The organism is Nocardiopsis aegyptia, assembly GCF_013410755.1.
GTDB classification, from domain to species: Bacteria; Actinomycetota; Actinomycetes; order Streptosporangiales; family Streptosporangiaceae; genus Nocardiopsis; species Nocardiopsis aegyptia.
Genome location: NZ_JACCFS010000001.1, coordinates 6,544,700 through 6,570,570, shown reverse-complemented (window position 1 = coordinate 6,570,570; position 25,871 = coordinate 6,544,700). Strand labels below are relative to the sequence as shown.

General features: G+C 74.6%; 25 protein-coding genes and 1 tRNA gene. 5 read left to right on the top strand and 21 right to left on the bottom strand.

The genetic code is table 11. The features are described 5' to 3' along the window. Positions 1-100: 100 nt before the first annotated feature. Positions 101-1,018 carry a hypothetical protein gene (locus HNR10_RS29035; RefSeq protein ID WP_179829068.1) on the bottom strand — a complete coding sequence of 306 codons (918 nt, stop codon included), beginning with the start codon at positions 1,016-1,018 and terminating at the stop codon, positions 101-103. Positions 1,019-1,249: 231 nt separating this feature from the next. Between HNR10_RS29035 and HNR10_RS29030 the strand changes: the two genes are divergently transcribed. Continuing rightward, a tRNA-Arg gene (locus HNR10_RS29030) sits at positions 1,250-1,321 on the top strand. Between the two features lie 2 nt (positions 1,322-1,323). Next, the gene (locus HNR10_RS29025; protein ID WP_179829066.1) at positions 1,324-3,615 is read left to right on the top strand and encodes a transcriptional regulator; all 2,292 of its coding nucleotides are present in this window, start codon (positions 1,324-1,326) and stop codon (positions 3,613-3,615) included. On the opposite strand, the gene HNR10_RS29020 is transcribed toward HNR10_RS29025, so the two are convergent. Further along, positions 3,591-4,100: a GNAT family N-acetyltransferase gene (locus HNR10_RS29020; protein WP_179829064.1), complete on the bottom strand. Its 510-nt coding sequence runs from the start codon at positions 4,098-4,100 to the stop codon at positions 3,591-3,593. The genes HNR10_RS29025 and HNR10_RS29020 overlap by 25 nt on opposite strands. Positions 4,101-4,636: 536 nt before the next feature. Between HNR10_RS29020 and HNR10_RS29015 the strand changes: the two genes are divergently transcribed. Continuing rightward, entirely contained in the window at positions 4,637-4,882 is a 246-nt protein-coding gene (locus tag HNR10_RS29015; protein ID WP_246406461.1) for a hypothetical protein, read from the top strand. Between the two features lie 7 nt (positions 4,883-4,889). Here HNR10_RS29015 and HNR10_RS29010 read toward each other — a convergent pair whose 3' ends face one another. Next, entirely contained in the window at positions 4,890-5,489 is a 600-nt protein-coding gene (locus tag HNR10_RS29010; protein ID WP_179830027.1) for a TetR/AcrR family transcriptional regulator, read from the bottom strand. Positions 5,490-5,686: 197 nt separating this feature from the next. Then, positions 5,687-7,084, bottom strand: a complete 1,398-nt coding sequence (locus HNR10_RS29005) for a GH1 family beta-glucosidase (protein WP_179829062.1) — start codon at positions 7,082-7,084, stop codon at positions 5,687-5,689. 130 nt (positions 7,085-7,214) lie between these two features. Here HNR10_RS29005 and HNR10_RS29000 point away from each other — a divergent pair, with 130 nt between their 5' ends. Then, the gene (locus HNR10_RS29000; protein WP_179829061.1) at positions 7,215-8,759 is read left to right on the top strand and encodes a hypothetical protein; all 1,545 of its coding nucleotides are present in this window, start codon (positions 7,215-7,217) and stop codon (positions 8,757-8,759) included. A gap of 33 nt (positions 8,760-8,792) precedes the next feature. Here HNR10_RS29000 and HNR10_RS28995 read toward each other — a convergent pair whose 3' ends face one another. The 5 genes from HNR10_RS28995 to HNR10_RS28975 form a co-directional block, all read right to left on the bottom strand. Continuing rightward, positions 8,793-9,806: a methyltransferase gene (locus HNR10_RS28995; RefSeq protein ID WP_179829059.1), complete on the bottom strand. Its 1,014-nt coding sequence runs from the start codon at positions 9,804-9,806 to the stop codon at positions 8,793-8,795. A 27-nt stretch (positions 9,807-9,833) separates the two neighbouring features. Next, the gene (locus tag HNR10_RS28990; RefSeq protein ID WP_179829057.1) at positions 9,834-10,925 is read right to left on the bottom strand and encodes a magnesium and cobalt transport protein CorA; all 1,092 of its coding nucleotides are present in this window, start codon (positions 10,923-10,925) and stop codon (positions 9,834-9,836) included. A 94-nt stretch (positions 10,926-11,019) separates the two neighbouring features. Further along, positions 11,020-11,667 carry an alpha-ketoglutarate-dependent dioxygenase AlkB family protein gene (locus tag HNR10_RS28985; RefSeq protein WP_179829055.1) on the bottom strand — a complete coding sequence of 216 codons (648 nt, stop codon included), beginning with the start codon at positions 11,665-11,667 and terminating at the stop codon, positions 11,020-11,022. A 98-nt stretch (positions 11,668-11,765) separates the two neighbouring features. Beyond that, complete coding sequence (locus HNR10_RS28980; protein WP_179829053.1) at positions 11,766-13,568, bottom strand: hypothetical protein; 1,803 nt, start codon at positions 13,566-13,568, stop codon at positions 11,766-11,768. Positions 13,569-13,629: 61 nt separating this feature from the next. After that, complete coding sequence (locus HNR10_RS28975) at positions 13,630-14,664, bottom strand: EamA family transporter (RefSeq protein ID WP_312889450.1); 1,035 nt, start codon at positions 14,662-14,664, stop codon at positions 13,630-13,632. Positions 14,665-14,735: 71 nt separating this feature from the next. On the opposite strand from HNR10_RS28975, the gene HNR10_RS28970 reads away from it, so the two are divergent. Then, positions 14,736-15,659 (top strand): LysR family transcriptional regulator, encoded by a 924-nt coding sequence (locus tag HNR10_RS28970; RefSeq protein WP_179829051.1) that lies wholly within the window; start codon positions 14,736-14,738, stop codon positions 15,657-15,659. Between the two features lie 18 nt (positions 15,660-15,677). On the opposite strand, the gene HNR10_RS28965 is transcribed toward HNR10_RS28970, so the two are convergent. Genes HNR10_RS28965 through HNR10_RS28910 form a run of 12 tightly spaced genes read right to left on the bottom strand, consistent with a single transcriptional unit; the run spans position 15,678 to position 25,580 of the window. Beyond that, positions 15,678-18,224: an OmpA family protein gene (locus HNR10_RS28965; RefSeq protein ID WP_179829049.1), complete on the bottom strand. Its 2,547-nt coding sequence runs from the start codon at positions 18,222-18,224 to the stop codon at positions 15,678-15,680. Between the two features lie 18 nt (positions 18,225-18,242). After that, positions 18,243-18,647, bottom strand: coding sequence for a pilus assembly protein TadG-related protein (locus tag HNR10_RS28960; RefSeq protein WP_179829047.1), 405 nt, complete (start codon positions 18,645-18,647; stop codon positions 18,243-18,245). After that, positions 18,644-19,063, bottom strand: a complete 420-nt coding sequence (locus tag HNR10_RS28955; RefSeq protein WP_312889449.1) for a TadE/TadG family type IV pilus assembly protein — start codon at positions 19,061-19,063, stop codon at positions 18,644-18,646. The genes HNR10_RS28960 and HNR10_RS28955 overlap by 4 nt, the downstream gene beginning before the upstream one ends. Continuing rightward, complete coding sequence (locus HNR10_RS28950; RefSeq protein ID WP_179829045.1) at positions 19,060-19,452, bottom strand: TadE/TadG family type IV pilus assembly protein; 393 nt, start codon at positions 19,450-19,452, stop codon at positions 19,060-19,062. Before HNR10_RS28950 ends, HNR10_RS28955 begins: the two co-directional genes overlap by 4 nt. A 3-nt stretch (positions 19,453-19,455) precedes the next feature. Further along, positions 19,456-19,629 (bottom strand): hypothetical protein, encoded by a 174-nt coding sequence (locus HNR10_RS28945; RefSeq protein ID WP_179829042.1) that lies wholly within the window; start codon positions 19,627-19,629, stop codon positions 19,456-19,458. 32 nt (positions 19,630-19,661) lie between these two features. After that, entirely contained in the window at positions 19,662-20,561 is a 900-nt protein-coding gene (locus HNR10_RS28940; RefSeq protein WP_179829040.1) for a type II secretion system F family protein, read from the bottom strand. Beyond that, positions 20,558-21,400, bottom strand: a complete 843-nt coding sequence (locus HNR10_RS28935; protein WP_179830025.1) for a type II secretion system F family protein — start codon at positions 21,398-21,400, stop codon at positions 20,558-20,560. Before HNR10_RS28935 ends, HNR10_RS28940 begins: the two co-directional genes overlap by 4 nt. A gap of 20 nt (positions 21,401-21,420) precedes the next feature. After that, positions 21,421-22,791 carry a CpaF family protein gene (locus HNR10_RS28930; RefSeq protein ID WP_179829030.1) on the bottom strand — a complete coding sequence of 457 codons (1,371 nt, stop codon included), beginning with the start codon at positions 22,789-22,791 and terminating at the stop codon, positions 21,421-21,423. After that, the gene (locus tag HNR10_RS28925) at positions 22,788-23,537 is read right to left on the bottom strand and encodes a P-loop NTPase family protein (protein WP_179829028.1); all 750 of its coding nucleotides are present in this window, start codon (positions 23,535-23,537) and stop codon (positions 22,788-22,790) included. Before HNR10_RS28925 ends, HNR10_RS28930 begins: the two co-directional genes overlap by 4 nt. Beyond that, the gene (locus HNR10_RS28920; RefSeq protein WP_179829026.1) at positions 23,534-24,211 is read right to left on the bottom strand and encodes an SAF domain-containing protein; all 678 of its coding nucleotides are present in this window, start codon (positions 24,209-24,211) and stop codon (positions 23,534-23,536) included. Before HNR10_RS28920 ends, HNR10_RS28925 begins: the two co-directional genes overlap by 4 nt. 23 nt (positions 24,212-24,234) lie before the next feature. Then, positions 24,235-25,074, bottom strand: a complete 840-nt coding sequence (locus tag HNR10_RS28915; protein WP_179829024.1) for a hypothetical protein — start codon at positions 25,072-25,074, stop codon at positions 24,235-24,237. Continuing rightward, entirely contained in the window at positions 25,068-25,580 is a 513-nt protein-coding gene (locus tag HNR10_RS28910) for a hypothetical protein (protein WP_179829022.1), read from the bottom strand. Before HNR10_RS28910 ends, HNR10_RS28915 begins: the two co-directional genes overlap by 7 nt. Between the last annotated feature and the right edge of the window lie 291 nt (positions 25,581-25,871).

The following is a 25,871-nucleotide window of genomic DNA, read 5'->3' as shown; positions in this document are numbered from 1 at the left end:
GTGTCCTCGCGACGCTGGTCAAGACCCGCTAGACCCGCTGGGGCCTGTTCGACGCGCGTGACGGGTGCGACCCCGCGGACGCACCCGTCCCGGGCCGGCGCTACTCCGGCGCGCCGGTCTCCACCAGGTCGAAGCGGGCCACCTCGCCGCCGTGGGCGTCGGTGACCACGACCTGCCCGCCGGTGATCTCGTAGCGCGTCGTGCCGGCCTCCGCGACGAAGCCGTCCCCGGTCCGCCGGGCGGGCGCCACGATCGGCTCGCCGCCCTCCTCCAGGAACTCCCCGAAGTAGTACAGGTCGCCCCCGCCGTCCGCGCACAGCACGATGCGGTGCCGCTCGGTCTCGAAGGCCGCCACCAGGGGCCCCTCCCCCGCGCCCGGCAGCAGCGCGGCCACCCGCGCGGGACACGCCGTCGGGGCCCCGCCCCCGTCCGCGCCCTCCTCGGGCGCCCCGCCGACCCGTGGCAGCACCCACCACGCGGTCAGCGCGAGCAGGCCCACCACGGCCAGGGTCAGGGCGCGGACCGTGCCGGGCGGCCGCCGGGGCGTGCTCCTGCGCCCCCCGCCGGGCCCGCCGGGCCCGGAGCCGCTCCGTGATCCGCCCCGTGCCGGTGCCGGCCCGCGGCCGACCGCGGGCCCGCGCGCGGGCACACCCGCCGTGAGGCCCCATCCGGCCACCCGCGACGCCCGCGGCCGCGCGGTCCCGCCCGGCGGCTCGCCCGGAGGCCCGCCGCCCGGGCGTGAGGGGGCGGTCCGCGCGCCCGCGCCCCGTGTCGGCTCCATCAGGCGCACCGGTGGCAGGCTCTCGTCCCCGGTCCAGTCGTCACCGGCACGGCCCAGGAACGCCTCGTCGGTGACGGTCGGCGCCAGCAGGTCGCCCGCGGCACCGCGGCCGGGCGCGGCCGAGCCGCCGCCACGGCGCTCGCCCAGGACACGGAAGGTGTCGCACACCATGCAGGCGTGCTTGGCCGCCTCGTTGAAGGCGGCGCACATCGAGCACTGCCAGTTCTCCTCGGGCACGCCCGCACCCCTCAGACCTCGGTCGCCACCGCCGACGGGGTCCACCGGACCCTCACCTTCACGCGCGCCGACGCGGCTGCGGAATCAGCACACATGCAACACCCCGCCGCCCCTCCGCACAAGTGCGCAGCACGACTCACCCCCGTGACACGCGGCAACGCCGCAGGTACTCATCCCCGCGCACATATTCGTTTCCGCCGGCCGCCGCGTCGCGCTAGTGTGTGCGCCCGACAACGTGTAGCTCAACAGCAGAGCGCCCGGCTCCGGCCCGGGAGGAAGCGGGGGCGGCACCCGCCACGTTGGCTATGGACCACCACACCACCCCCGACCCCCGCTACGCCCGCGACCGACTGGCCCGGGCCCTGACCTCGGCCCTCACCCACGACGACCCCCGCGTCCGTGAGGCCGCCGCGCGGCGCGCCGACGCCTGGTACCGCGTGGTCGACGGCATGTCCGAGGGCACGCTGGAGATCGGATCGCGCACTCCGGTCCGCGGCCTTCCCGCCTGGGTGACCCCGGAGGTCGTCCACGGCGGCTTCGCCACCGGCGCGCCCGCCGCCGCGGGCCCCCTGCGCCCGCACGAGCGCGACCTGGTCCGGCGGCACGGGCTGCCGGCCGAACGCGCGGCGCTGTACGCCCACCACCTCACCGAGGAGGGGCTGGCGGCGCTCACCGCGCTGCTCGAGAGCGGCGAGTACGACCTGGAACTGCCGGAGGAGGCCGCGCTCCTCACCGTGGCCTGGCTGCTGCGCGCCGGGGACGCCCGAGGCGCGCTCGACCTGCTCCGAGTCGTCGAACCCTTCGCCGCCACCCTGTGCCTGACCCCGCGTCCGGCGCCCCGCGAGCCCGTGCCCCCGAACACGGTCTTCCGCGACACCGTCGGCCAGGTCGACCGGGCCTTGGGCAGGCGCGCCGCCCGCACCGACCGCGACGGCAACCGGCCCAAGGCCCAGCAGGAGGCCCTGGCCGTGTGGAACCCGTTCGCCGACCGGGTGCTCTCCCACTGGTGGGAGACCGTCCGCGACGGCCGTGTGGACGCCGTCCGGCCCGTGGGCTGGGACGCGCGCGGCGCCGCCCTGCTCACCGACTACGCGCGCCTGGCCGACGAGCACACGCTGTGCTCCAAGCACCGCAGGCCGAAGGAGAACCTGGCCGTGTTGCTCGCCGCCCTGCGCGAGAGCGCCGAGGAGGGAGGGCCCACCGCCCGTCGCCGCGGGCAGCTCCAGCACGCCGTGGACTCCATGGTCGCCAAGCGCGGCCGGCCCGGCTCCGCCCGCCACACCGCCCTGCGCTCGGTCGAGGCCGAACAGGCGGCACGGCCCACCCACGACGTGCTGGCCTGCGTGCTGCGGTCCCGGATCGCGGACCTGCCCGCAGCGTCGGGGATCTGCGACCCGGCCGGCGCCCTGGCTCCCGTGGGCGAGCACGAGGCCGCCGAGTTCGGTGTTCCCGCCCACTGGCCCGTCCCCGAGCCGCTGCGCCGCAACGTCCTGCGGGGCGTCGTCGGCACGCTCGACGAACTGGCCGCGCTCGGTGTGATCACCTCCGCCGAGGTGATGGCCGGTCTCGTGCCCGCCCTGGTCGCGGAGGCGGAGGCCGCCTCCGCGCCCGACCCGGCGCTGAGCCGCCTGCTGGCCGCGCACCACCGCGCCTTCAGCCGGCGCCGCTCCCTGCTCCTGCTGAACCTGAGCAGCCAGGTCCGCCCGACCGAGCTGCCGTGGGTCCGCAAGACCCTGCCCCACCGCACCGCGAAGGACGCCCACGAGCGGGCGGCACGCGACCTCCTGCTCCGACTGGGCACGGCGGTCCTGGAGCACTTTCCCGGCACGGTCGTGCCCAATCCGATGGTGAGCCAGTTCACCACGCTGAACCGGAGCGCCGGACTCGGCCTGCCCTTCGTGGAGGAGCTGGCCGCCGACATCTTCGCGGGCGCCTTCACCCCGAAGTTCACCCGGGCGGCGCAGGAGGCCGGAGCGCTGTTGGCCGACAGCCCGTACGCGCGCTACTACGGCATCGACTACGCCGAGGTCCTCGCGCTGCCCGCCGGGGGCGGGCACGGCCAGAGGCGTGGCGGGGACGCCTTCGCCGAGCTGTGCCGGGTCCGCGCGGGCCGACCCGGGCCGGGCGTGGCGGGCCAGGGCATGGTGATCGAGCAGGCGCAGATCCTCACCACGCACAACCTCGCGGTCCTGGTCGGCCTCGGCGTGCGCCCGGACCGCGGCTGGGCCGACCTGGCCCGGCGCGCCCACGGGGTCACCATGGACACGGTCGCGGGTCTGCCGCGCTCTCCGCTGCCGGACCGCGTGCGGCGGGCGGCGTTCTCCTGGCGCCAGACCCTGTTCTTCCTGTCGCTGTGCTCGGCGGCGGAGCAGCGCGACGTGCTCGTGTGGATGGGCGGGCGCGCACGGGACCTGCCCGTGCACGCCCGCCGTCGCCTGGAGCCCCTGCTGGCCGGGCTGCGCCAGGTCGTGGACGGCGCACCGCTGCGCGAGTCCGCCACCGTGCGCCGCTTCCAGGGCTGGTCACAGAGCGGGTACTGGATGCTCGACGACGCCCCCGCGACCGGCCCCGGTCAGATCCCGAACGGCGGGGCGTAGCGGACGGTCCCGGCCGGCAGCGGGCGGGCGGGGTCCAGGCCGAGCGCCATGAGGGCCTCGTCCGGGACCTCGGCGTCCACGCGGATGCCGTGGGCCGAGGCACGGGAGAAGCCGAAGCGCGGGTAGTACGCCGGGTGGCCCAGGACGACCACGCAGTGCTCGTCCTGGGCCGCGGCGGCCGCCAGCGCGGCGCGGACGACGGCGGACCCGGCGCCGCGCCCCTGGAGCTCGGGGCGGACCGAGCAGGGGCCCAGGCACAGCGCCGGGACGTCGCCGACGTGGCAGCGGGTCAGCAGTGCGTGCGCCACGACGCGGCCGTCACCGTCGACCGCCACGAGCGAGAGCCCGTCGATCCAGGCGGGGTCCTCGCGCAGGGCGTCGACGAGGTCGGCCTCCAGCGGAGTGTCGAACGCGGCGAGCGTGAGGTCGCGGACCGCCGCGGTGTCGGCGGCGGTCTCGGTGCGCGTGGTCCAGGTGGGACTCATGGACGGTTCCGTTCATGGTGGGTCGTGTGAGCGTGCGGCGGCGCGGGTGGGTGGGAGGCGGGGGTCGGGGGACCTCCTCAGGGGCGGGGCCGGGCCGCCCCGTGCCGCGTGGCACGGGGGCACGGCCTCGTACCGGCGGCCTGGTCGGCCGTGGTCGGCTCGGGTTCGCAGGAGAGGGTCGGGGCTCGATGGCGTGGCTGGGGTGGACGCGAAGACGCCCCCGGGGACGGCGCCCAGGTCCGGAGTCGCGAAAGGCGTCCGCAGCGGCTCGGACGGCCTCGGCGAGGTCATGGCGTTGGCTTCCTTCGGTCGGTGGACACCCAGCCCCGCCGGTCCGGAGAGCGCCGTCAGGATGCAACGGCGCGCCGTTGGCGGACAACCACCGACGCGCCGGCACCCCCAGGAACACGAAGGGCCAGAATTCTCTCTCGGACACTGCGGCCACATCGGTACGTGCACCCGTGGCCGTGTCCGGCCGGCGTACGCGGTCGGCGTGCGGCGTTGTCCCGCACCCCCGGCGTCGTTAGGGTGGACGCATGTCGATTTGGTCTCGCGGTGACCGTACGGGCCGGGTCGAGGAAGCCCTGCTGATGCTGGAGGGTCAGGGCATCATCGACGGGTTGGACATCCTCCTCGCGGAGGACAAGCCCTACCGTGTCCGGGTTCCCGCCGGGATCGTCCACATGGACGAGGACGAGGCCTCCATGTTCGCACTGGGCGCGGTGGTCGGCGCCTTCGGCGGCGTCGCCCGCGCGGGCACTTCCGCGCGCTCAGGCGACTAGGGGGCGCTCACTCGGGGGCGCGGGGCCCCGCGGACGCGTCCCGGTGCCGTCCCATCGTGCGCAGGACCGCGTCCACGAGCAGGTCGCGGACCATCCGGCGGTGCTCGGGCGTGTGCTCCACGGTCAGCTCGTTGTTGAACGCGGCCAGGCACGTGCCCATGACCAGCTCGGCCAGCGGACGCGCCGGGCGGCCGTCCCGGGGCAGCTCCTCGACGAACCTGGCCACCTCGATGGCCTCCCGCACGGCCTCGGTCCACGGCTCCAGCCGCGCGCGCCACCAGTCGCGCTGCGGGCCGGGCTCGGCGCCCAGGCCGGAGGCGGCGGCCAGCAGCCCGCCCGACTCCAGCCACAGCTCCGTCCAGGCGTCCACCAGGCGGGCGGTGTACCCGTCGATGGTCTCCATCCGGCCGAACGTGAGGTCCAGTCGGAAGGCGAAGGCGGTGAGCCGCACGTCGACGGCCGCCTGGAGGACCTGGTTCTTGTGGTTGTAGTACCGGTACACGGTCGACCGGTCGATGTCGACGCCCTCGGTGATCTCCTTGTAGGTGATCTGGCTGAAGGGCTTGGTCCGCAACAGCTCGACCAGGCTGTTCTGCAGTTGCAGCATGCGCTGGGCGGCCCGCAGGCTGCCACTGGTCCCCGCTCCGGAGTCCCTCGGCACCGCCGTTCCTGATCCCTGTTCCGTCATCCGCCCCGTCCTCGAGTCCCGACGCCGATGCCACGGGTGCCCGGCGCACCAACACGATGTTGGCGCACGGGGCACCCGCGTGGAAGGAGTGTCCTCCCGGGAGGACACTACCCGGCTCAGCGTGCGTCGGCCTCCGGCCGCCTGCGCGCACGGTGGTCGCGCAGGAAGTCCCGGTACCAGCGGAAGCTGTCCTTGGGGTGGCGCTCCAGGGTCTCGTAGTCCACCCGGACCAGGCCGAAGCGCCGATCGTAGCCGTAGGCCCACTCGAAGTTGTCCAGCAGCGACCACACGAAGTAGCCGCGTACGTCCACCCCCGCCTCGATGGCCGCGGCCAGGGCCGTCAGGTGGTCGCGCAGGTAGTCGACGCGGTCGGCGTCGTGCACGCGGCCGTCGGCGTCGGGCCGGTCGTCCTCGGCCGAGCCGTTCTCCGTGATGAGCAGCGGCGGCAGGCCGGGGTAGCGGTTCTTGAGGTCGACCAGCAGGTCCGTGAAGGTGTGCGGGACGACCGGCCAGCCCATGGTCGTGTGCCGTACGCCCTCGAAGGGGACCTGTTCGGTGCCGATGTCCGCGGCGGTGCGCAGCGCCGGGTCGGGCTCGGTGTGCGGGGCGTCGCGCAGCATGATGGGCCGGTAGTAGTTGATGCCCACGAAGTCCAGCGGCCGGGCGATGGTGTCGAGGTCGCCCTCCATCCGGTAGGAGCCGTCGGCCAGGCCCGGCCAGGTCTCCTGCTCGTTGTCGGGGTAGGCGCCGGTGAGGATGGGGTCCAGCCAGGTGCGGTTGTGCAGGGTGCGCGCCCGCTCCACCGCCGCCCGGTCGGCCTCGGAGTCGGTGGCGGGCAGCAGGTGGTCGGGGTTGAGGGTGATGCCGACCTGCGCGGCGCCGGCGGCCCGCAGCTCGCCCACGGCCAGCCCGTGGGCGAGCAGGAGGTGGTGGGCGGCGGCCAGCGCGGGGCGGCCCTCGCGGGTGCCGGGCGCGTGTCGGCCCACGGCGTGGCCCACGAACGCCGAGCAGAACGGCTCGTTCAGCGTGATCCAGCGGTGCACCCGGTCCCCGAGACGATCGGCGACCACGCGGGCGTACTCGGCGAAGCGGTACGCGGTGTCGCGCACCCGCCAGCCGCCCTCGTCCTCCAGGGCCTGGGGCAGGTCCCAGTGGTAGAGCGTCAGCGCGGGCTCGACCCCTGCCTCCAGGACGGTGTCCACGAGTCGGTCGTAGAAGGCCAGCCCCTCCGCGTTGACGGGCCCGGATCCGGTGGGCAGCACGCGCGGCCAGGACACAGAGAACCGGTACAGGTCCACGCCCAGGTCGGCCATGAGGGCCACGTCCTCGGCGTAGCGGTGGTAGTGGTCGCAGGCCACGTCGCCGCTCTCGCCGCGGGCGACGCGGCCGGGCGTGCGGGAGTAGGTGTCCCAGATGGAGGGGCCGCGACCGCCCTCGGTGGCCGCGCCCTCGACCTGGTAGGCGGCGGTCGCGGTACCGAAGAGGAGTCCGGGGGGCAGGATCGGGTCGGTCATACTGGGCCCTTCGTGATTGGGAGCGCTCCCAATCCTAGTGGACGCCCGCACGGTGAACCGGACCGGCCTCCGAGCCGTCAGACCCTTCGGCGTGTGCCACCCCCGCGACGCGCGAGCAGAAGGGCAGAGGATGACCTGGACCGACTACAGCCAGAACACGCGCATCAGGGAACTGGAGGAGGCCCTGGGCTCCGCGCACGCCAGGATGGCGAGCGAGCGCCGCCACCTGCGCTCGGAGCTGTCGCAGGTCCGCGGCAACCTGGAGAAGCGGCTCGACCGCGTCTCGGCCACCCTCGACGCGTTCATCGAGCTGAGCGACGTCCGCGAGACCCTGTCGCTGTTCGGCGACGCGGCGCGGGCCCGCCACCGCACGCTCCAGATGCTCGACGGCGCCACCGTGCCCGACCTGCGCCTGGACGACGTCCCCGACTACTGGCTCGTGCCCGCCGCGCACGGCCTGCACGCCCTCCACGCCGGCGACACGGCCACCGCCCGCGTGCGCTTCGACGACGCCGCCCGGCGCGACGCCGACCGGGCCCGGGCGTTCGCCGCGCTGGCCACCGCGCTCACGCACGCCGAGCACGCCCGCACCATGGGCGCGTCGCTGACCGCCGACCTCCTGCCCCACCTGCCGGTCCCCTCCGCGGAGCTCGACCGGGGCGGCCGCGCGCTGTGGCTGCTCACCGCCGACGGCTCGTTCGGCGACGAGGCCCGCGAACACCTGCTGCTGTCCACCCTCCGGCACTGGTCGGCGCAGGGCGCCCAGCCGACCGAGGCCACGGGGCTGGGGACCGCTCCCCGGGCCCCGAAGCGCGGTACGGCGCGCGGCCGGCTCCCGTCCGAGGTCGCCGAGCGTGTGAACGCCGCCCGACGGCTCACCGGCCTGCGCGAGGACATCGCCCGCATCACCGCACTGAGCGGTGAGAAGTCCCCCGTGGAGGCGCTCGCCCCGGACCGGGTCAGCGCCGGCTTCCTGTGGGAGTCGCTGCGCCTGCTGGTGGAGGAGGGCAGCCCCGAGGAGGCGCCGCTGCTGGCCCGCGCGGGCGAACTGCGCGCCGTCATCGAGGGCGACGAGAGCGGCCCGCCGGCCTGGCAGGACCGGGTCGGCACCGTGGCGGCGCTGCTCAACGACGACATGGTCCGTGACGAGGCTCCACCGCACCGGCGCACCTTCGCCCTGGTCCTGCAGCGCCCCGCGGTGACGGACGCCGCCGAGGCCCTGCTCGCGCAGGCCACCGCGCCGGTCGAGGACCGCTCCTCGGTCCCGATCCGCGGGACGCGCGTCACGATCACGTCCCGGGGCGCCGACCCCCAGGACCTCACCGGCCTCGACACCCGCCTGTCGCGGGAGCGCGAGAGCGCGTCGCCGCCGTCGTTCCTGCGGCCGGCCGGCATCGGACTGACCGCCCTGCTCGCGGTCGCGGCGCTGGTGACCTGGTCCGGGGTGCTGTGGGTGCTGTGCCTGGCCTCGGCGGCGGCCACCGTGGCGGTGTTCGTCGCCAACAGCGGCCACGGCCGGGGACAGGAGGAGAAGCGGGCCGAGCGGGAGCGCGCGCACCGGCAGGTGGACGCCGCGGTGGCGTCCTGGCGCGAGGCACTGGCCGAGGCCGAGGGCGCCGCCGCGACCGCCCGCGAGGAGGCCGGACGGATCCGCTCCCTGCTCAACCCCTCCTGAGGGCGGCCCGCCCCCTCAGCGGGCGGGGACCGCTCAGCCGGGCAGCGGGGCGGCCACCAGCAGCCGCATCTCCAGGGACAGGTCGGCCACGCGTTCCGTGGTCAGCCCGGCGTCGCGCAGCAGGGCCTCGTACTGGTGCTCGGTGCGTTCGGCGCCGGTGGTCATGACCATCATGTGCACGTCGAAGAGGGTCGGGAGCAGCGGATTGCCGTCGTCGGGCAGGATCCTTTCCAGGATGAGGACGCGCCCGCCGGGCTCCAGCGCCTTCCGGCTGCGGCGCAGGACCGCCCTGGCCTCGTCGTCGGACCAGTTGTGCAGGACGCGGCTGAGGAGGTGGACGTCGGCCCCGGAGGGCACGGACTCCAGGAAGTCGCCGGCCACCACCGTGGCGCGCCCGCTCTCCAGGTACCCCGACAGGCGTGCGCGGGCCGCGGGGAGCGCCGCGGGCCGCTCCACGAGCACGCCGCGCAGGTGCGGCGCGTGGTCCAGGACGGTGGCGAGCAGGTCGCCGTCGCCCCCGCCCAGGTCGGCGACCACGCGGGCGTCCGCGAAGTCGTACACGGCGGGCAGGACCGTGCCGAACCGCCCGCCCGCCGCCATCCCGGCGGAGTAGAGGTCGGCCTCCCGCGGATGAGCGGACAGGTAGGAGAAGACGTCGGTGCCGTGGGCGGCCTCGAACGCGGTCCGCCCGGTACGCACCGACTCCTCCAGGCTCCCCCAGGCCTCCGCGAACATGGCGCTGTCGTAGAGCAGCACGAGGTCGCGCAGGCGCGAGGGGTGTTCCCTGTGCAGGCCGGCGCCGGTACCGGTGAGTTCGTACCGACCCGAGCGGGACTGGACGACGTCGACCGCGCTCAGCAGCCGTAGCAGCCGGTCCAGCCGGTCGGTGTGCAGGTCGAGCGCTCCGGCCAGCTCCCCCGCGTCGGCCGCGCCCTCCGCCAGGCGGTCGACCACGCCCAGTCGCACGGCGGCGGCCACGGAGCGGGCCACCCAGGGGCCGGTCATCAGCCGGATCAGTTCGCGGCCGGCGTTCTCGTCGTCGGTCACCGTGGCCCGCCTTCCGGTTCGAGGGGTCTACAACCAGTCGTTGCGCTTGAACACAACGTAGAGGGTGAGGCTGGCCAGTGTCATCGCGGCCAGGGTGAGCGGCCAGCTGAACGCCCAGTGGAAGCCGCGCTGGGGCGCGATGTTCATCCCGTAGACGGACGAGATGAGGGTGGGCACGACCAGGATGCCGCCCCAGGAGGAGACCTTCTTCATCGCCTCGTTCTGGGCCTGCTGGACGAGCGAGCTGTTCACCGTCAGGATGTTCTGCAGCATCTGGCGGAAGCCGTCGACGCGTTCGCGCACGGCCGTGACGTGGTCGGCGACGTCGCGCACGTAGGCGTGCACGGCCTCGTGGTCGGCGTGGTCGCCGCTGGGCCGCGGCTGGCCGGGCCCGAGGGTCTCCGGGCGCTCCAGTCCGGCCAGGAGGTCGCCCAGGACCTCGCCGAGCGGGTCGACCGCCCGTTGGAGGGCGATGACCTGTCGGGAGAGCCGGTAGGTGCGGCGGGAGGCGTCGCGGTCGGAGGCCAGCACCTGTTCCTCGACCTCGTCGATGTCGTCCTGCAGCTCGGCGACGGCGGGCGCGTAGTCGTCCACGACCCGGTCCAGGACGGTGTAGAGCACGCCCAGGGGACCGACGGCCGCCAGGCGCGGCGCCTCCTCCAGGCGCTCGCGCACGGCGGCGGTGTCGCCCTGGTCGCTGTGCGCGACGGTGAGGACGAACCGGTGGCCGGTGAAGGCGTGGATCTCGCCGACCCGGACGGTCTCGCTCGCGGTGTCGTAGCGCGCCGGCCGCAGGACCAGGAAGAGGCCCTCGCGGTAGCGCTCGGCCTTGGGACGCTGGTGGGCGACGACGACGTCCTCCACCGCGGGCCGGGGCAGGTCGAACGCGTGGGCGGCCCGGGCGACCTGGTCGGGATCGGGCTCGGTCAGGGCGATCCAGGCCACGAGCCCGGGGTCGGCGTCCAGGGCGCGGCGGGCCTCGTCCGGTGTGGCGGTCTCGCGTTCGCGGCGGCCGTCGCGGTAGAGGACGGCGCGCACGGTGCCCGGGGCGGCGGGTGCCGTGGCCGCGGCGGCCTCGCTCCCCAGGGCCATCACGCGTTCGGGTGCGGCGTCGGTCATGGCGGCCCCTCGTGTGTGCGGCGTCGACCCGCACGATCCTGGCGCGGCGCGCCGTACGGTGCGCGCCGACACGCCAGACGGGCCGGGACGGGGCTCACCCGCCCCGGGCGCGAATCGTGATGTTGAGCCGCCCGCGCAGGTCCAGTTTTGGGGGCGCGGTCCCCGGCCGGGTACGCGGGACCCCGTGGTAGGCCATGCGCGAAGGGCCGCCGAAGACGAACAGGTCACCGCTGCGCAGTTCGACGTCGGTGTAGGGGCGGGTGCGGGTCTCGGTGTTGCCGAAGCGGAACACGCAGGTGTCACCGAGGCTGAGCGAGACCACCGGGGCGGGTGAGCGCTCGTCGCGGTCCTGGTGCATGCCCATCCGGGCGTCGGCGTCGTAGAAGTTGACCAGGGCGACGTCGTAGGGGTCGGCGTCGGCCGCGGGCGGGGTGCCGTAGGCGGCCGTCACGGCACGGACGGCCAGGTCCCCGAGCAGGTCGGGGAAGGGCCGGACCGGGGTGCCGTCGGGCAGGGTGCGGCTGTAGGAGTAGGGGGCCCAGTGCCAGCCCAGGCTGGTCATGGCCACGCTCATCACGCCACCGCGCGGCATCGTGTGCCGGCGCATCCCGGCGGGGCCCCGGGACCAGTCGCGGCAGCGCCGGACCAGGTCGGCCTGGGCGTCGGGTGCGAGCCAGCCGGGCACGTGCACGGCCCCGGGCGCCACCTCCACGGGCGGGGCCCCGAACAACGCGTCGCTCATATCCCCATCGTGGCGCGCGCGGCCCGCCGGCGCCAACAGGGGCCGGGCCCTCCCCGTCTCCGGGGAGGGCCCGCCTCGTGTTTCGGGAAGAGCCCGCCTCAGCGCCGGATGAGGTCGCGAACGTTGACCACGAACAGGACCACGACGACGATGGCGATCGGGACGGAGATCGCGATGCGCCAGTCGGCGATGAAGGCGGCCACCACGCCCACGATGAGGCCGATCACCACCGCGAGGACCGCGAGCCCGGTGAGGAACTGCAGGAACTTGCGCCGGGCGATGGAGTCGACCGCCGCGAAGGCCACGACGACGCCGAGCATGGCGTACAGGGTGAAGGCCCGGTCCAGCAGGAACAGGGGCAGCGCGAGCGAGACCAGCAGCAGCGGGGTGCTCAGCGCCACCCACAGGTGCAGGAAACGCGTGGTGCGCTGCTCCCCCGAGGCGTAGGGCAGGTGCGGCGCGCGCAGGTGCGCGGTGGGCGGGGGCACCATCGGCGTGTCCGAGGCCAGTGCCCGCTGGTGGGTGTCGCGCTCGTCGGCGGCAAGCACGCGTTCCTCGTAGACCTGCGCGAGCTCGCTCTCCAGCGCGTCGATGCGCTCGGCGTGCTCGCGCGCGCGGATGCGGGACTGGGCCTCCCGCTCCAGGACCATCCGGGCCGCGTCCAGGCGGCGCAGGTGGTCGCGGCGGCTGATGATGTCGGCGTCGAGTTCGCGGATGCGCTCGTCCAGGCCCTGCACGTGCGAGCGCAGTTCGGCGCGGGCGGTGGCCTCGGTGGGCGCGACCTTCTGCAGGCCGACCCAGGCCAGCGGGTCGGCCCAGGAGCGGCGGATGCTGCCGTCGCGTTCGTAGCGGGGGCCGCTGGGCGCGCGCTCGCCGTCGAAGAAGTCGCGGGTGTCGCGCCCCCACAGGCCGCGGAAGCCGCGCAGCCAGGGGGTGTCGTCGTCGATGACCACGGCGTTCCACTCGCGGTCGCCGCCGGGGCCCAGGCGTTCGCCGTCGCCGCGGGCGTAGTCGACGAAGGGCACGCCGATGCCGTGCCGGAGGATGGCGCTGTCGGCGCGGAAGATGCGCTGGCTCAGGCGCCGCCAGAAGCGGACCAGGCCACGCAGGACGGCCGGGTCGACCTGGATGAGGTAGTCACCGGGCAGCATCTGGTGGGAGTGCGACCCGGCGCCGACGTAGATCACCGGGTGGGGGCCCTGCTTGTGCAGGTCGGGGTCCTCCCAGGAGCGGCGCAGGTCGTCGCCCTGGTACTCGTGCGAGGACGCGCCGACCCAGACGGGCCGGACCGTGCCGTCGGGGTTCTCCACGGCGTAGACGGTGACGCGCTCCCAGTCGGCCTCGTGGTCGTTGACCCCGCCGTAGATGGTCCGCCAGTCGTTCATGGCGTAGAAGAACCAGTACTGGAGGATGAGGTAGCCGCCCTCGCGGGTGACCCGGCCGTAGTAGGTGGCGCCGCCGTTGTCCACGCGCTCCCGGTAGCGGGTCACCGCCGCGAAGGTGACGCCGCCGGGCACCGCGCCGCGGATGAGCAGCGAGATCTTCATGAGGATGTCCAGGACGCGGCCCAGCACGCCGACGGCGGCCAGGCGGCCGCTCTTGGGGATGACCGAGCGGGACATGCCCTTGAAGCGCCGTGCCTCCTCGCGCAGCGTCTCCTCCTGGACGAAGCGCAGGTGCTTGTGCCGGTGCGGCCACTCCTCCTCGGCCCCGGCGAGACGGTCGAGGTCGAGCTCACCGGCGGGGACGATGACGCGTTCTCCCCCGCCCGGCTCCTCGATCCACAGACTGCAGTTGCGTACGTAGGCGTCCACGTCGGCGGGGAGGAAGAGTTCCCCCTTCGTGCACATGAGCACGGGTTCGTGGGCGCGCAGGAGTTCGAGGTCAGTTTTCGCGGCCATGATTCGCACCAAGCTAGTGCATACGGAGACGGGTTCGGGCCGCCCGGAGGCGGCCCACGGATCACGGTGCGGCGCTGGACGCGCCGGAGCGGGCCGAGGCGGTGGCCAGGGGGCGGCGGTCACCGGCCGGGACCGGGGCCGGTTCGGGTTCGCGGGCCGCCGCGTCCGGTTCCCCGAGCGCCCGCCGCGCGGGCTCCGGGTCCTCCTGCACCACCGGGCGGGCGCTGTCCCCGCGCGTGGCCCCCACGCCCGCGACGACCACCAACGCCATCCCCGCGACCTGGACCAGGGCGGGCGACTGGCCGATGACGACCAGGCCCATGATCAGGCTGGCCCCCGGCTCCATGCTGGAGAAGGTGCTGTAGGCGGTGCGGCTCATCCGCTGCAGCGCCACCATCTCCAGCAGGAACGGCACCATGGGGAAGAGCAGGGCGATGCCCAGGGTGAACAGGATCAGATCCGGGTCGGGCGCGGCGAACGCGGCCGGGGCGCCCAGGGGCGCGGAGACCAGGGCACCGACGGTCATCGTCAGGGCCAGGCCGTGCACGGCCGAGAACCCGGCACCGACCCTCTGGGTGAGGACGATGTAGGCGACCACGCACACAGCGCCCGCCAGGGCGAAGCCCACGCCCACGAGGTCGAGTTCGCCCAGCCAGGGGCGGGTGAGGCAGACCACGCCCACGACGGCGGCGACGATCCACACGAGCTCCCGGCGGCGGCGCATGGCGGCGACGGCCACCACGAGCGTGCCGAGGAACTCGATGGAGGTGGCGGTGCCGAGCTCGATCCGCGCCGTCGCCTCGGAATAGAACAGCATCATCCCCGCGCTCGCTGTGCCCAGGATCACCACGGCTCCCAGCTCACGCCGGCTCGCGGCGCGGACCGCCCGCCACAGCGAGGGCCCGCCCAGGGCGAGCAGGAGCAGCGCGGCCCAGGTGAGCCGCAGCCACGTGACCGTGGCGGGGCTGGCATGGGCGAAGGCGGTGACCGCCAGCGCGCTGCCGGTGTGCAGGGTGAACATGCCGATGAGCAGCATGACGGGCGCCGGAACCCGGTCGGGGGCACGGCGGAGTGAGGGAGTCAGGGAGCGGATCACCCGACCATTGGACCGATGAGCTTCGTTTCTGTCCACGGACCATTGGTTGATGGACCATGTAGTTTTGGTGGATGGATTTCACGCGGCTCCGCCTCCTCGTCGAGCTCGACCGGCTCGGCACGATGGCAGCAGTGTCCGAGGTCACAGGGATGAGCACGTCGGCCGTCTCCAAACACTTCGCCGTCCTGGAGAAGGAAGCCCGCGTCCCGCTGATCGTCCCCGACGGTCGGCGGGTCCGGCTGACCCCGGCCGGGCGGCGCCTGGCCGAGCACGCGGTGGAGATCCTCGCGCGGGTGGAGCAGGCCCAGGCGGAATTCGACGGCGAGGGCGAGCCGGTCGGGCGCGTCGACCTGGTGATGTACACGAGCGCGGCCCCCGTGGTGCTGCCCGCGCTGCGCCGGCTGCGCGAGGACCACCCGGGGATCGACATTCGTCTGACCGAGCACGAGTCAGATCAGGCGCTGACGCTCCTCCAGGACGGCGGTGCCGATCTCGGGATCGTCTACCAGTACAGTATTCTCCCCCGAGATTTTCCGGGAACACTGTCCGTTCACCCAGTGGGCACCGAGGGTCTCCTCCTGGCCCAGCCGTCCGGGGACGGCGACAGCCGCACGCTGACCCGGCGCAAGCTCCGCGAGTTCGCGCACGCGTCCTGGATCGCCAGCCCCTTCCGGGGCGACGAGGAGGCGCTGATCCGGCGCATGTGCGCCGACGCCGGGTTCATCCCACGCATCGCGCACCGCATCGACAACCTGCGGCTGTTCGAGGACCTGGTCGCGGCGCGGTCGGGCGTGGGGGTCGTGCCCCGGCTGACGGCGGAGACCCGGCGCGGCGTCGCCCACGCGCCCCTGGGCGAGGTGGGCGGCGTGCGCCAGGTCTACCTGGCCGGGCGCACCGGCAACTGGGCCTGGCGCCCCATCCGACTGGTGGCCCGCTACCTGCACGAGTCCGCCACAGGCATCCTGGACGACGTCCCGCCACTGGTACTGGACTAGGGCGTGTTCCGCAGGGCCTCAGGTCTTCTCCGTGGGCCGCCAGGTCCGGCCGCGACCCGCCTTCCTGGGTTTGACGGGCTTCGGCCTGGAGGCCGCGGCCTCCTCTGGTGCCGCCGGGGCCTGCGCCTGTGTCTGGGCCTGCGTCGTGGCCCGCGCCTGGGCCACCGACCGCTCCGCAGAGGCAGACTCCCGCGAACCGGCACCCCGACCCGCCTTCCGGGGCTTGCCGGGCTTCGGCCTGGAGGCCGCGACCTCCTCCTCCGGTGCCGCCGGGGCCACCGACCGCTCCGCAGAGGCAGACTCCCGCGAACCGGTACCCCGACCCGCCTTCCGGGGCTTGCCGGGCTTCGGCCTGGAGGCCGCGACCTCCTCCTCCGGTGCCGCCGGGGCCACCGACCGCTCCGCAGAGGCAGACTCCCGCGAACCGGTACCCCGACCCGCCGTCGGGGCAGGCTCGTCCTGCGCAACGGCCTCTGCGGCCGACTCACGCCACGGAGAAGGCTCGGTGTCCGTCGGCACCTCCGCTGGCACGGACGGGGCCGCGTCCTTGTCGGGCTCGTGCTTGCCGACCCGACCCTCCGGCTCCTCCTTCCCCGGCCCGTCCTCCTCCGCTCCGGCTTCGGCCAGCCGGTCGTCGGCTTCGGAAGCGGTCACGGCCTCGTCCCCATCGGTCCCGGCTCCGGTCTCCTCGGTCACGCCGAGTTCGGGAACGCCCTCCCAGAAGGCGTTCGGTTCGGGGTCGTCGTCCCCGACCAGGGTGTCCCAGAAGCCGGACAGCGCCACCGCCTCGGCGGCCGTCCGGCGCGGTGCGGGCTCCGGGACGGGTTCGGCCGCCTCGGGCCGCTCATCCTCCTCCGCGGGCCGTGTGTCGGCCACGGGCCGGTCGCGGTGGTCGCGGATCGCCCGCAGCACCTCGTCGCTGTCGCTCCCCGGCCAGGAGTGGTGGAAGATCGTGGCGAGCGGCGTACTCGTCTCGGTGATGAGGCCGTCCTCCTCGACCACACAGCTCCCGCCGAGCGGCCACCGGCCCAGCAGGACCGCGCTGATGCCGCGGTGCTGGCCGTGCAGCAGCAGCGCGGACAGGGCCGACTCGTGTTCCGGGACGGGTCGTGCGACGAGGACCAGCGGAGCGCGTTCGTCCGTGCGCAGCGCCTCTCCGGAGGTCCGGTGCAACTCGCGCTGGAGTACCGCGAGCGCTTTCGCCATCCCGTCGACCATCCGCACGGGCGGGCAGGGGTGCTCGCCGAGCAGCTCCCTACCCTGATCACCGATGAGCCACCCGGTGTCCTCCTCGGTGATCAGCACGCGCGCAACCCCAGAATCCGGGGCGACGAGCGCGTTGAACAGCAGTCGACGGGCCGCGCCCTTCATGCCCGCGCCCGTCAGTCCGATCCCGGGCACGTGTCCCAGTTCCACGCTCACACGGTCGTCGATCTCGTCCTGGGGCGTGGGGCGGGGAGGGACGGGCGGCAAGGCGAGGGGCTGCGTCCGCCGACGCGGCAGCGACAGGACCGCCCGGGGCAGGCGCACGCCTCCGCGCGCCAGGACGTAGCCGCCGAGCACTCCCGCGAACGCCGCGGAGGCGGTGACCGCGTGGTCGGGTACCTCCATCACGATGACGCGTTCGGGTTCCTCGTTCCCGTCCCCCTGCGACGCGGAGGCGAGCGCGACCTCCTCCTCGGTGTCCCCCGCCGCGTCGCCGCCGGCAGCGGCGCCGCCCTCGGCCGCGACATCCTCCTCCGCCGCGTCCCCGGGCTCGCCGGTGTCCCCGGGTGCCTGTTCCGGCGGCCCGGTCCGGACCGTGTAGACGAGTTCGACCCTGCGCTGGTCCGCGTGGTCCCCCTCGCGCTGCTCGCTCGAACCGACTCCCCCGACCTCCGTCTCCGGGGCCCGGTCGCCGAGTTCCGCGGCCAGGTGGTCGGCGACCGCCTGCGCCCTGCGTTCGGAGAGCTCCTGGTTGGTGGGCGCGTCGCCCGTCGGATCGGTGTGCCCGGTGACCAGTACGGGCTCGTCCGGGTCGCCGTACCCGCGCAGCAGATCCACCACCGGGGCCAGGTCCGCGCGCATCCCCTCGGTCAGCTCCGCCGACCCGGTCGCGAACCCCGCGACGACGCGTTCGCGTTCGACGCTGCGCGGACCCTCCTCGTCCTCCGGGGCGGTCGCGGAAGCGCCCTCCCCCTCCGTCTCGTGCCCTTCGGTTCCGCTCTCGTCGGTGACGGTGTCGGCCAGCGCGACGGTCGGCGCGAGCGCGCTCGCGCCGACGGCCGTGGCCGCGACGACCTGGAGCGGGCCCAGCGGACGGAGCAGGCCCTGAGTCCCGCGCAGGCGCGCCACGCCCTCCACCACGAGCCCCGCCAGGTACAGGCCCCACAGGGCCCACAGCACGACGATCAGGAGCGCGGCGCCCAGCCCGGGCGGCAACCGCAGCCCCCGCAGGTGAACCAGGGTGCCCGACCACGACAGGTCGAGTGACGGCCAGGACAGGTGCCACACGAGCACGTAGGGGATCCCGAGCAGGACCAGTGCCGCCAGGGCGACCGCGCTCGGCTTGCGAAATCGTGACATGGCCGCCTCACTGAACGTCTAGGGGCTGGGCTGAGTGTAGGGGCGTGCGCTGGCGGTGGACTCGGTGGTGGTCGTGCCCAAGGGCAGGAGGGTGAAGGTGTAGGGCACCTGGGCGGTCACGGTCACGGTGTCGCCGTCCACACTGACACTGCCCGTGGCACCGGACGCGGAGAGGAACCCTTGGGCGGCGGAGGCCGCGGCGGCCGGATCGAGCCGCACCGTGTCCCCGCCCTCCCGGTAGGCGGCCCAGTCCAGCTGCTGGGTGCCCAGCCGCGCGGCCTCCTGCGAGAGCGTCAGGGCCTGGGTGTGGCTGCGCAGCAGGCCGCCGCCGTCGAAGACCAGGCCGAGGCAGAACACGAACGCGGTGGTCAGGACGACGACGAACGCCGTCGCCTGGCCGTCGTCGGATCGGACGTCTCTCACGGCTGCCCCCGGAAGGTGTCCACGGCCACGGTCGAGCTGCCCTGGATCGTGACGCTGCCGGGCACACCCAGCCCGGACAGGTCGTCCAGGCCGACACGGCAGTCCAGGACCGCCGTCACGCTGCCGCCCGGTTGGAGGCCGCCGTGGTCGAGGGCCACGGTGTGGTCCGAGCACGTCAGCCCGGAGGCGGCCAGGCTCTGCGCGGCGATGCCCTGCGCTCCGGCCTCGGCCGCGGGGACGGACCGCTCCAGTGAGGCGGCGCGCGCGGCGGCGTGGGCGGCCTCGTCAGCGATCGCGCCGGCGCCCACCACGCGCCCGGTGAGGATCATCAGCAGGGCGAAGCTGATCATCAGCGGGGTGAGCAGGGCCAGTTCGACCGACGCCGCTCCCCGGTCGTCCGTCTTCCTTCCTCTCACGGTTGCACTCCTGTCTGCGGTTCCGGTGGCACGAAGCGCTCCACCGGCACGGACAGCTCCTGGCGCACCGGCCAGGTCAGCCCGGGGATGAGCGAGGTGACGCGCGCCTGCACCACCGCCCGGACCTCGGTCTCGCCGCGTTCGACGGTGACGGTGCGCTCCACCAGGAGCGAGCCGCCGAGTTCGTCGGCGACGGCTTCGGCGCTCGCCTGGCCGCTCGCACCGTCGGCGGTCCGGGCGGCCTCGGCGGACTGGCGTGCGATGGCGGCGGCCAGGTGGTCGCCGTGCGCCCACAGCGCCGTCTGGATGACGAAGAGCATCAGGAGCAGGAGCAGCGGGGTGGCGACGGCGAGTTCGGCACTGCCCTGGTCGTCGTCGGGGGAGGCCATCGCTCAGCCCAAGGTGATGTTCGAGGCGTATTTCTCCACGGTCGCCGAGATGAAGCCCACAGCGGCGATGGCCATCGCCACCAGCAGGGCGATCACCACGACCGTCTCGGTGGAGTATCCGTGGTCGTCGCGCGGCAGCCCCAGGCGGGTACGGAGGAACGAGGTGAGGCGCTTCATCAGGGGATCTCCTGGATGGATCGAGGACGGGTTCACAGGCTGAAGAGGACGTGGCTCAGGGCCGGGTATCCGAGCAGGACGAGGAAGCCGGCGAAGAGCAGGACGACCGGCAGGCTCATCCGCTCGGTGTCGGACTGGGCGTCGGCGTCGAGTTCGGAGAGGAACTGTGTGCGCAGGGTCTTGGCCTTGGCGGCGAGCGAGGAGCGGATGCGTGCCCCGTCGGAGCCCGCGAGCTGCAGGCTCGCAGCGAGTTCGTCGAACTCGGGTGTGTCGTAGCGCTCCCCGAGGTCGCGCAGTGCCGTCCAGGGCGGTCGGCGCCGCAGGGCCGCGTCGCGCAGGGCCTCGCGGATCCGGACCATGGCCCAGCCGTCGCCCGCCGATCCGGCGTCGGTCAGGGCGCCGTTGACGCCCGCTCCCCCGGCGAGGGAGACCACGACGAGGTCGGCGAACGCGGCCAGGGTGTGCCGCATGCGCTCGCGGCGCTTGCGCGCCTCGTCCCGCAGGGACAGGTCCGGGGCGAACCAGACCACGAGCGCGAAGACGCCCCAGCCCAGGGCGGCGTAGCCGGTCGGCAGGGTCACGTCCGCCACACCGAGGAGCAGCCCCAGGACCGGCGGCACCGTCACGGCCAGGAGCGCTCCCGTGGCCTTCTCGGCGAGGAAGGCTGCCGGATCGCGCTCGCAGACCGCCAGGTCGCGCAGGGTGCGGGTCCGGGGCAGGCCGAGCCCGGCCAGGAGCGGCGCCCCGAGCGCGCCCAGGCGCGCGAGCGGACCGGTGCTCCGCTCGCGGACCGGTGCCGCGGGCGCGGGCGGCCGGGCGGCGAGGCGCTCGGCGAGCGTGGGCCCGGCGAAGCGCACGGCGAGCAGCAGCCACAGCCCCAGGCCGATCAGGGCTCCGGCCGCGGCGGCCGACAGGACCGAGTCGGGGATCACGCCGCCACCTCCGTCTGCCGGGGCGCGTCCGCGGAGAGCACGCGGGGGCCGAGCTTGGGCCGCGACAGCCGGACCAGCCAGGCCAGCGCGGCCGCCCACAGGGCGCCGATAACGGCGAGCACGGACTGGCCGAAGACGCCGTCGAAGGGGTCGAGGTAGTCGGGGCTGAACAGCAGCATGGCCACGGCCATCCCCAGGGTGACCGCGATGATGATGCGCGTGGAGGTGCGTACACGCGCACGCCCGGCCGCCGCGCGTACGAGCATCGCGGCCTGTTCGCGCGCCGCCTCGGCGAGGCTGCCCAGGAGGACGCCCAGGTCGGTGGCGTGCCGCGAGGTCGCGCTGGTCAGCGCTGCCGCGACCAGGTCGGCGGTGGGGTTGTCGACGTCGTCGGCGAACCGCCGCAGCGCGGTCTGGGGCGGTGTGCCCTGGCGCAGTGCGTCGGTGAGGCGGACGACGTCGTCGCGCACCGGTTCGGGGGCGATGGGGATGGTGGCGGCGATGGCCTGGTGGAGTCCTGCGGCGCCCGCCATGAGGTCGCGCAGCATCTCCGTCCACGCCGCGACCGCCTCGATCCCGGCGACCTGCCGTTCGTGGTGGCGGTCGGGTCCGAGCAGGACGGGCGCCCACCAGGTTCCCGCCGCCAGGAGTACCCCGGCGACCGGCCATCCGGTGATGAACAAGACCAGTGCGCCCGCGCCCACCGAGGCGGCGAGGCGGACCGGTCGGTGCCGGCCGAGCAGTGCCGCGCGCAGGCGTGCGGGCCGCGCCCCGTCCCGGGGCGGGAACAGGGAGACGAGGGCGAGCCACACGCCCGCCCCGGTGAAGGCGCCGCACATGGCGACGAGGAGGACGGCGGTCACGAGAACGGTCCCCCCACGCTCACGTCGTCGTGCAGCAGGCCGGCGTCGAACCCGGCGTCGACCAGGGCGTCCAGGGTGTCGGGGCTGGGCGGCGCCGCGGGCAGGCGCTCACCCGTGCGGGCCCGGCGGTAGATCTCGTTGGAGACGACGTTCTGTCCCTCGGCGCCCACGACCTCGCGGACGCTGGTCACCCGGCGGCCGCCGGTGGGGACGGCCGAGACGTGCACGACCAGGTGGACGGCCGCGGCCACCAGGGAGGCGGTGGCCTCCAGGGGCAGGCGTTCGGCCGACTGGGCGGCGTAGGCGCCCAGCTTGGTGAAGGCGCCGGAGGAATCGGCGGCGTGCAGGGTGGTCAGGCTGCCGTCGTTGCCCTGGCTCATCGCGTTGAGCAGGGGGACGGTCTCCTGTCCGCGCGTCTCGCCGACGATGACCCGGTCGGGGGACATGCGCAGGGCGGCGCGGACGAGGTCGGCGATGGTGATCTCGCCGACGCCCTCGATGTTGGCGGGGCGCGCCTGGAGGGCGACGCAGTCGGGGTGGGCGTCGGTGTTGCGGTCCAGGCCGAGTTCGAAGACGTCCTCGATGGTGACGAGCCGCTCGGTGGCGGGGATCTCCGAGGCCAGGGCGCGCAGCAGGGTGGTCTTGCCCGCGCCGGTGCCCCCGGTGATGACCGTGTTGCGCCGGGCGAGCACGGCGGCGCGCAGCAGCCGGACCAGGAAGGGGTCCAGGGTGCCGAGCTTGCGCAGCCGTTCCAGGGAGGTGCGGCTGTGGCGGTGGCGACGGATGGACACGGACGGCTGGCGGGCGACCTCCATGACGGCGTTGAGCCGTTCGCCCCCGGGCATCGGCATGTCCAGGATGGGGGCGCCGGGGTCGAAGCGGCGCTCGCCGGTGGCCGACTCGGCGGCGATCCGCCGGACCAGGGCGACGAGGCTGTCGGGATCGTCGAACAGGGGCGGCCGCTGCTCGCGGCGCCCGTCGGCGTAGCGGACCCACACGCGGGAGCCGTTGACGTTGATGTTCTCGATCTCGGGGTCGTCGAGCAGCGGTTGGAGGGGGCCGAGGCCGCAGACCTGGGCGATGGCGCGGCGGGAGATGGCCTCCTCGGTGGCCGGGGACAGGACGGGGCGGCCCGCGGACAGGGCCTCGCTGGCGGCCTCGTCGAGGATGCGCGCGATGACGCGTTCGGCCTCGCGCCGGTAGTCGGCGGCACCGATCTCCGCGTTCTCGCGCAGCAGCTCGCTGAGCCGACGGGTGGCCTCGGCCGCCGTCCACTCCACCCACTCGTCCTCGCGCTCCGCGACACCGCGGTCGAGGTCGAGCGGCTGGGTGGGGTTCTTCTCGAACATCTCGTCGATCCTGCTCATACAGCGACCTCCGTGTGCTCGCGCGGCGGCACCGCCGCGTCGTGGACGAGTGCGTGTGACAGCGACGCCGCCGCGCGGAAGAGGGGTCGGCGCTCGGGGCGGCGCAGGCCCTTCTCGCCGCGGAGGAAGGCGGCGCTCCCCCGGTCCTCGGGGAGCCGGCCCCACACGGGTACGCCCACGGCCTCGGCGATCTCGGTGGTGGAGCCCCGACCGCCGGTGATGACGGTCCGCAGCCCCGGCAGGGTCTCGAAGAGGTAGGCCGCCGACTCCTGGACCCGGCGCAGCTGGGCCAGGTCGTCCCGGGCCAGCAGGAGCGCGGTGTCGGCCTGGGCGGCGAGGTGGGCCGTGGCGGTGCGGGGGGCGAGCCGTCCGAGGTCGAGGACGGTCACGGGACCGGGCGCGGCTGCGAGCGAGTCGGTGTTCTGGGCGAGCAGGCGAACGGCACCGTCGGCGCGGTCGGGCGAGGCCGGCGCAGGACACACCGGGAGTCCGCCCGGCAGGATCTGGGCGTGCTCGGAGGGCCCCGCGACGTACCCGCCGTCCATCCCGTGCCGCAGGGCGGCCGCGAGGTCGGTCAGTCCCGGCGAGGTATGGAGCGTGCGCCAGGCGCCGATGTCGCCGCCCGAGGCGTCGGCCTCGACCAGGACGGCACCGGAGTCCCCGGGCCAGACGGCGGCCAGGGCCATGGCGGCCAGGGTGACGCCGGGGGCGCCGCCGAGCGAGAACAGGGCCACGGTCCGGGTCACGAGGCGCCTCCCCTGGGCGGGACCTGGACGACCGCGACGCTCTCGGTCGCGGCGGCGGCGGAGATCCGGGCGGCGTCCAGGGCCGCGACGGCGAGTTCGACGATCACCGACCCGTCGGTGGCGGAGGGCTCCACGCTCTGGACCCGCGCGGGGTAGGCCTCGGACCCGCCGTCCGCGCCCTCGCCCCCGGCGTCCTCGGCGAACACCACGACGGAGACCGCCGATCCGGGCTGCAGGGAGGCGGGGTAGCGCCCGGGCTGGAGCGCGGCGCCCACGACCGCCTCCTCGGCGGCCGGGTAGGCCGCGTCGGGGCCGAGCGCCGTGCCGGGCAGCACGGAGCCATCGGCCACGGGGACGGTCAGCGGGCGGCCGATGACTTGCTCCAGCTCCTGCTCCCCGACAACGGAGACCCCGTCGGCCACGGTCATCCGGACGACCCTGAGGTCGCCGGCACCCACCACGTGTCCGGCGGGCAGGTCGCCCTCGGCGACCAGGACGCCCTGGCGCTGGTCGAGCCCTTCGACGGCGGTGACGCCCGCCAGGGCGCCGGTCGTGGCCAGGGCCAGGCCCAGGACCAGCCAGCGCCATCGCCGGGGGCCGCTGCCCAGGAGCCGGACCGGCGGCGCCGGGCTCGGTCGGGTGCGGCTCGTGGGGCCGGTGCTTGTGCCCACCATCGTGTCTCCAGTGCCTTTCACGGTCAGCGGCCGGAGCCGGAGACCAGTCCTTGTGCTTCCTCGACCGTGACGGCGACCTCGGAGGACGTCGCGGCGGTGTCGAGCGTGCCGTTCGTTCCGTCGGAGAACTCCCAGGAGACCTCCCAGTTGATGGCCGCGGTGACGGCGTAGGCGCCGTCGTCCTGGCCGTGGGAGGCCCGGGTGTAGACGTGGCCGCAGTCGGGCGACTCGGCGTCGGGGTCGTGGACGTCCGGGTCGTAGGGAGTGCCCGGCCCGTCGCAGACGATCTCCGTGCCGTCGCCCATGGTCCAGCGGGTCCCGGACGGGGACGCGGTGATCGACAGCGACCAGCCGGGGACCTCGGCCGTGGCGACCGCGTCGTCCCAGTCCTCCTCCTCGACCCACAGCCAGACCGGGGTGTGGACGAGCACGAGGCCGTCGGGGTCGGGTGAGGTGCCGATGCGCGGGGCGGGGAGGTCGAAGGAGGCGATGGACTCCTGGATCAGGGTCACGGGGTCGCTGGGCGGTTCGCCCTCGCCGTCGTAGTCGACCGCGTCCCAGTCGATCTCGTCCCAGTCCACCGCGCTCCAGTCGATGGCGTCCCAGTCCACGGAGTCGTAGGGGCCTGGCTCGGCCGTCCCGGTTCCGGAGCCCGCGCCGCCCGTTCCGTCGGGGGTGCCGGGGGTGCCGGGGGTGCCGCCCTGGGTCTGCCACCAGCGGAGCAGGACCGCGCACCCGGGGCCGCCGGAGCTGCCGCACTCGACCTGGCCCAGGAACGAACCCGGGTCGGCGGCGGCCGAGGGCGGGGCGGTCAACACGACCACCATGACCGTGAGTGCGGCCGTACCTGTGCGTTTCAGCATGTTCCGGGCTCCCAGATCCGAAGGTCGGACACGCGCCAGGCGAGTCCGTCGTGTACAAGTCCGGCATCCACCCGTCGCGGTTCCGCGGACGCGGACTGCGCCGACAGGCGCCAGGAGGAGTCGTCGAGGCAGTCGGTGACCTGGGCTGTGTCGGAGGACTCGATCACCACCTCGGGCGAGAGCACGGGCTCACCGGAGACGTCGCTTCCGGTCCGGCGCGCGTCCTCCAGCGCCTGCGTCATGAGGGCGAGGGCGCCGTCGACCGCGTGGCGTTCGAGTTCGGCGGAGCCGTCGGTCCCGTCGTGGGAGGCGGTGACCACCGCCTCCCACATGCCCGTGTAGGCGGCGAGCGCCGCGGCCTCGTCGTCGGTAGCGGCGGCAGAGGACGGCTCGGGCACCGCCGGGGCGTCCCCGTCGGCGGTCGCGCACGCGGTGGGCAGGAGGAGCGCGGTGAGACATCCCGCGGCCACCGCGCCGCGGGAGGCGGTGGAGACCATGGATCTCATCGCAGACGCTTTCCGTTCGATGGGCCCCACATGGATGGAGGTCCCGACGCGGTGCAGTGGAGAAGTCGTGTTCGGAGAGACCGGAGGCACGGAACACTCAGAGGTCCGACCAACCGGTGGGCGAACCCTCCGCACGACTGGACGACGAGCGGTGCCTTGCCTCTCCGACCGCCACTCCGGGCGGCTTCTCGTGCAGCACACCGACTCTTCGCCGGCGTCAGGGGCGCGTGGGGCGTCGGGGGCCGGACGGGACCACGGCACCCGCGCGCGCTGGCCTGATACCGCCTGGCA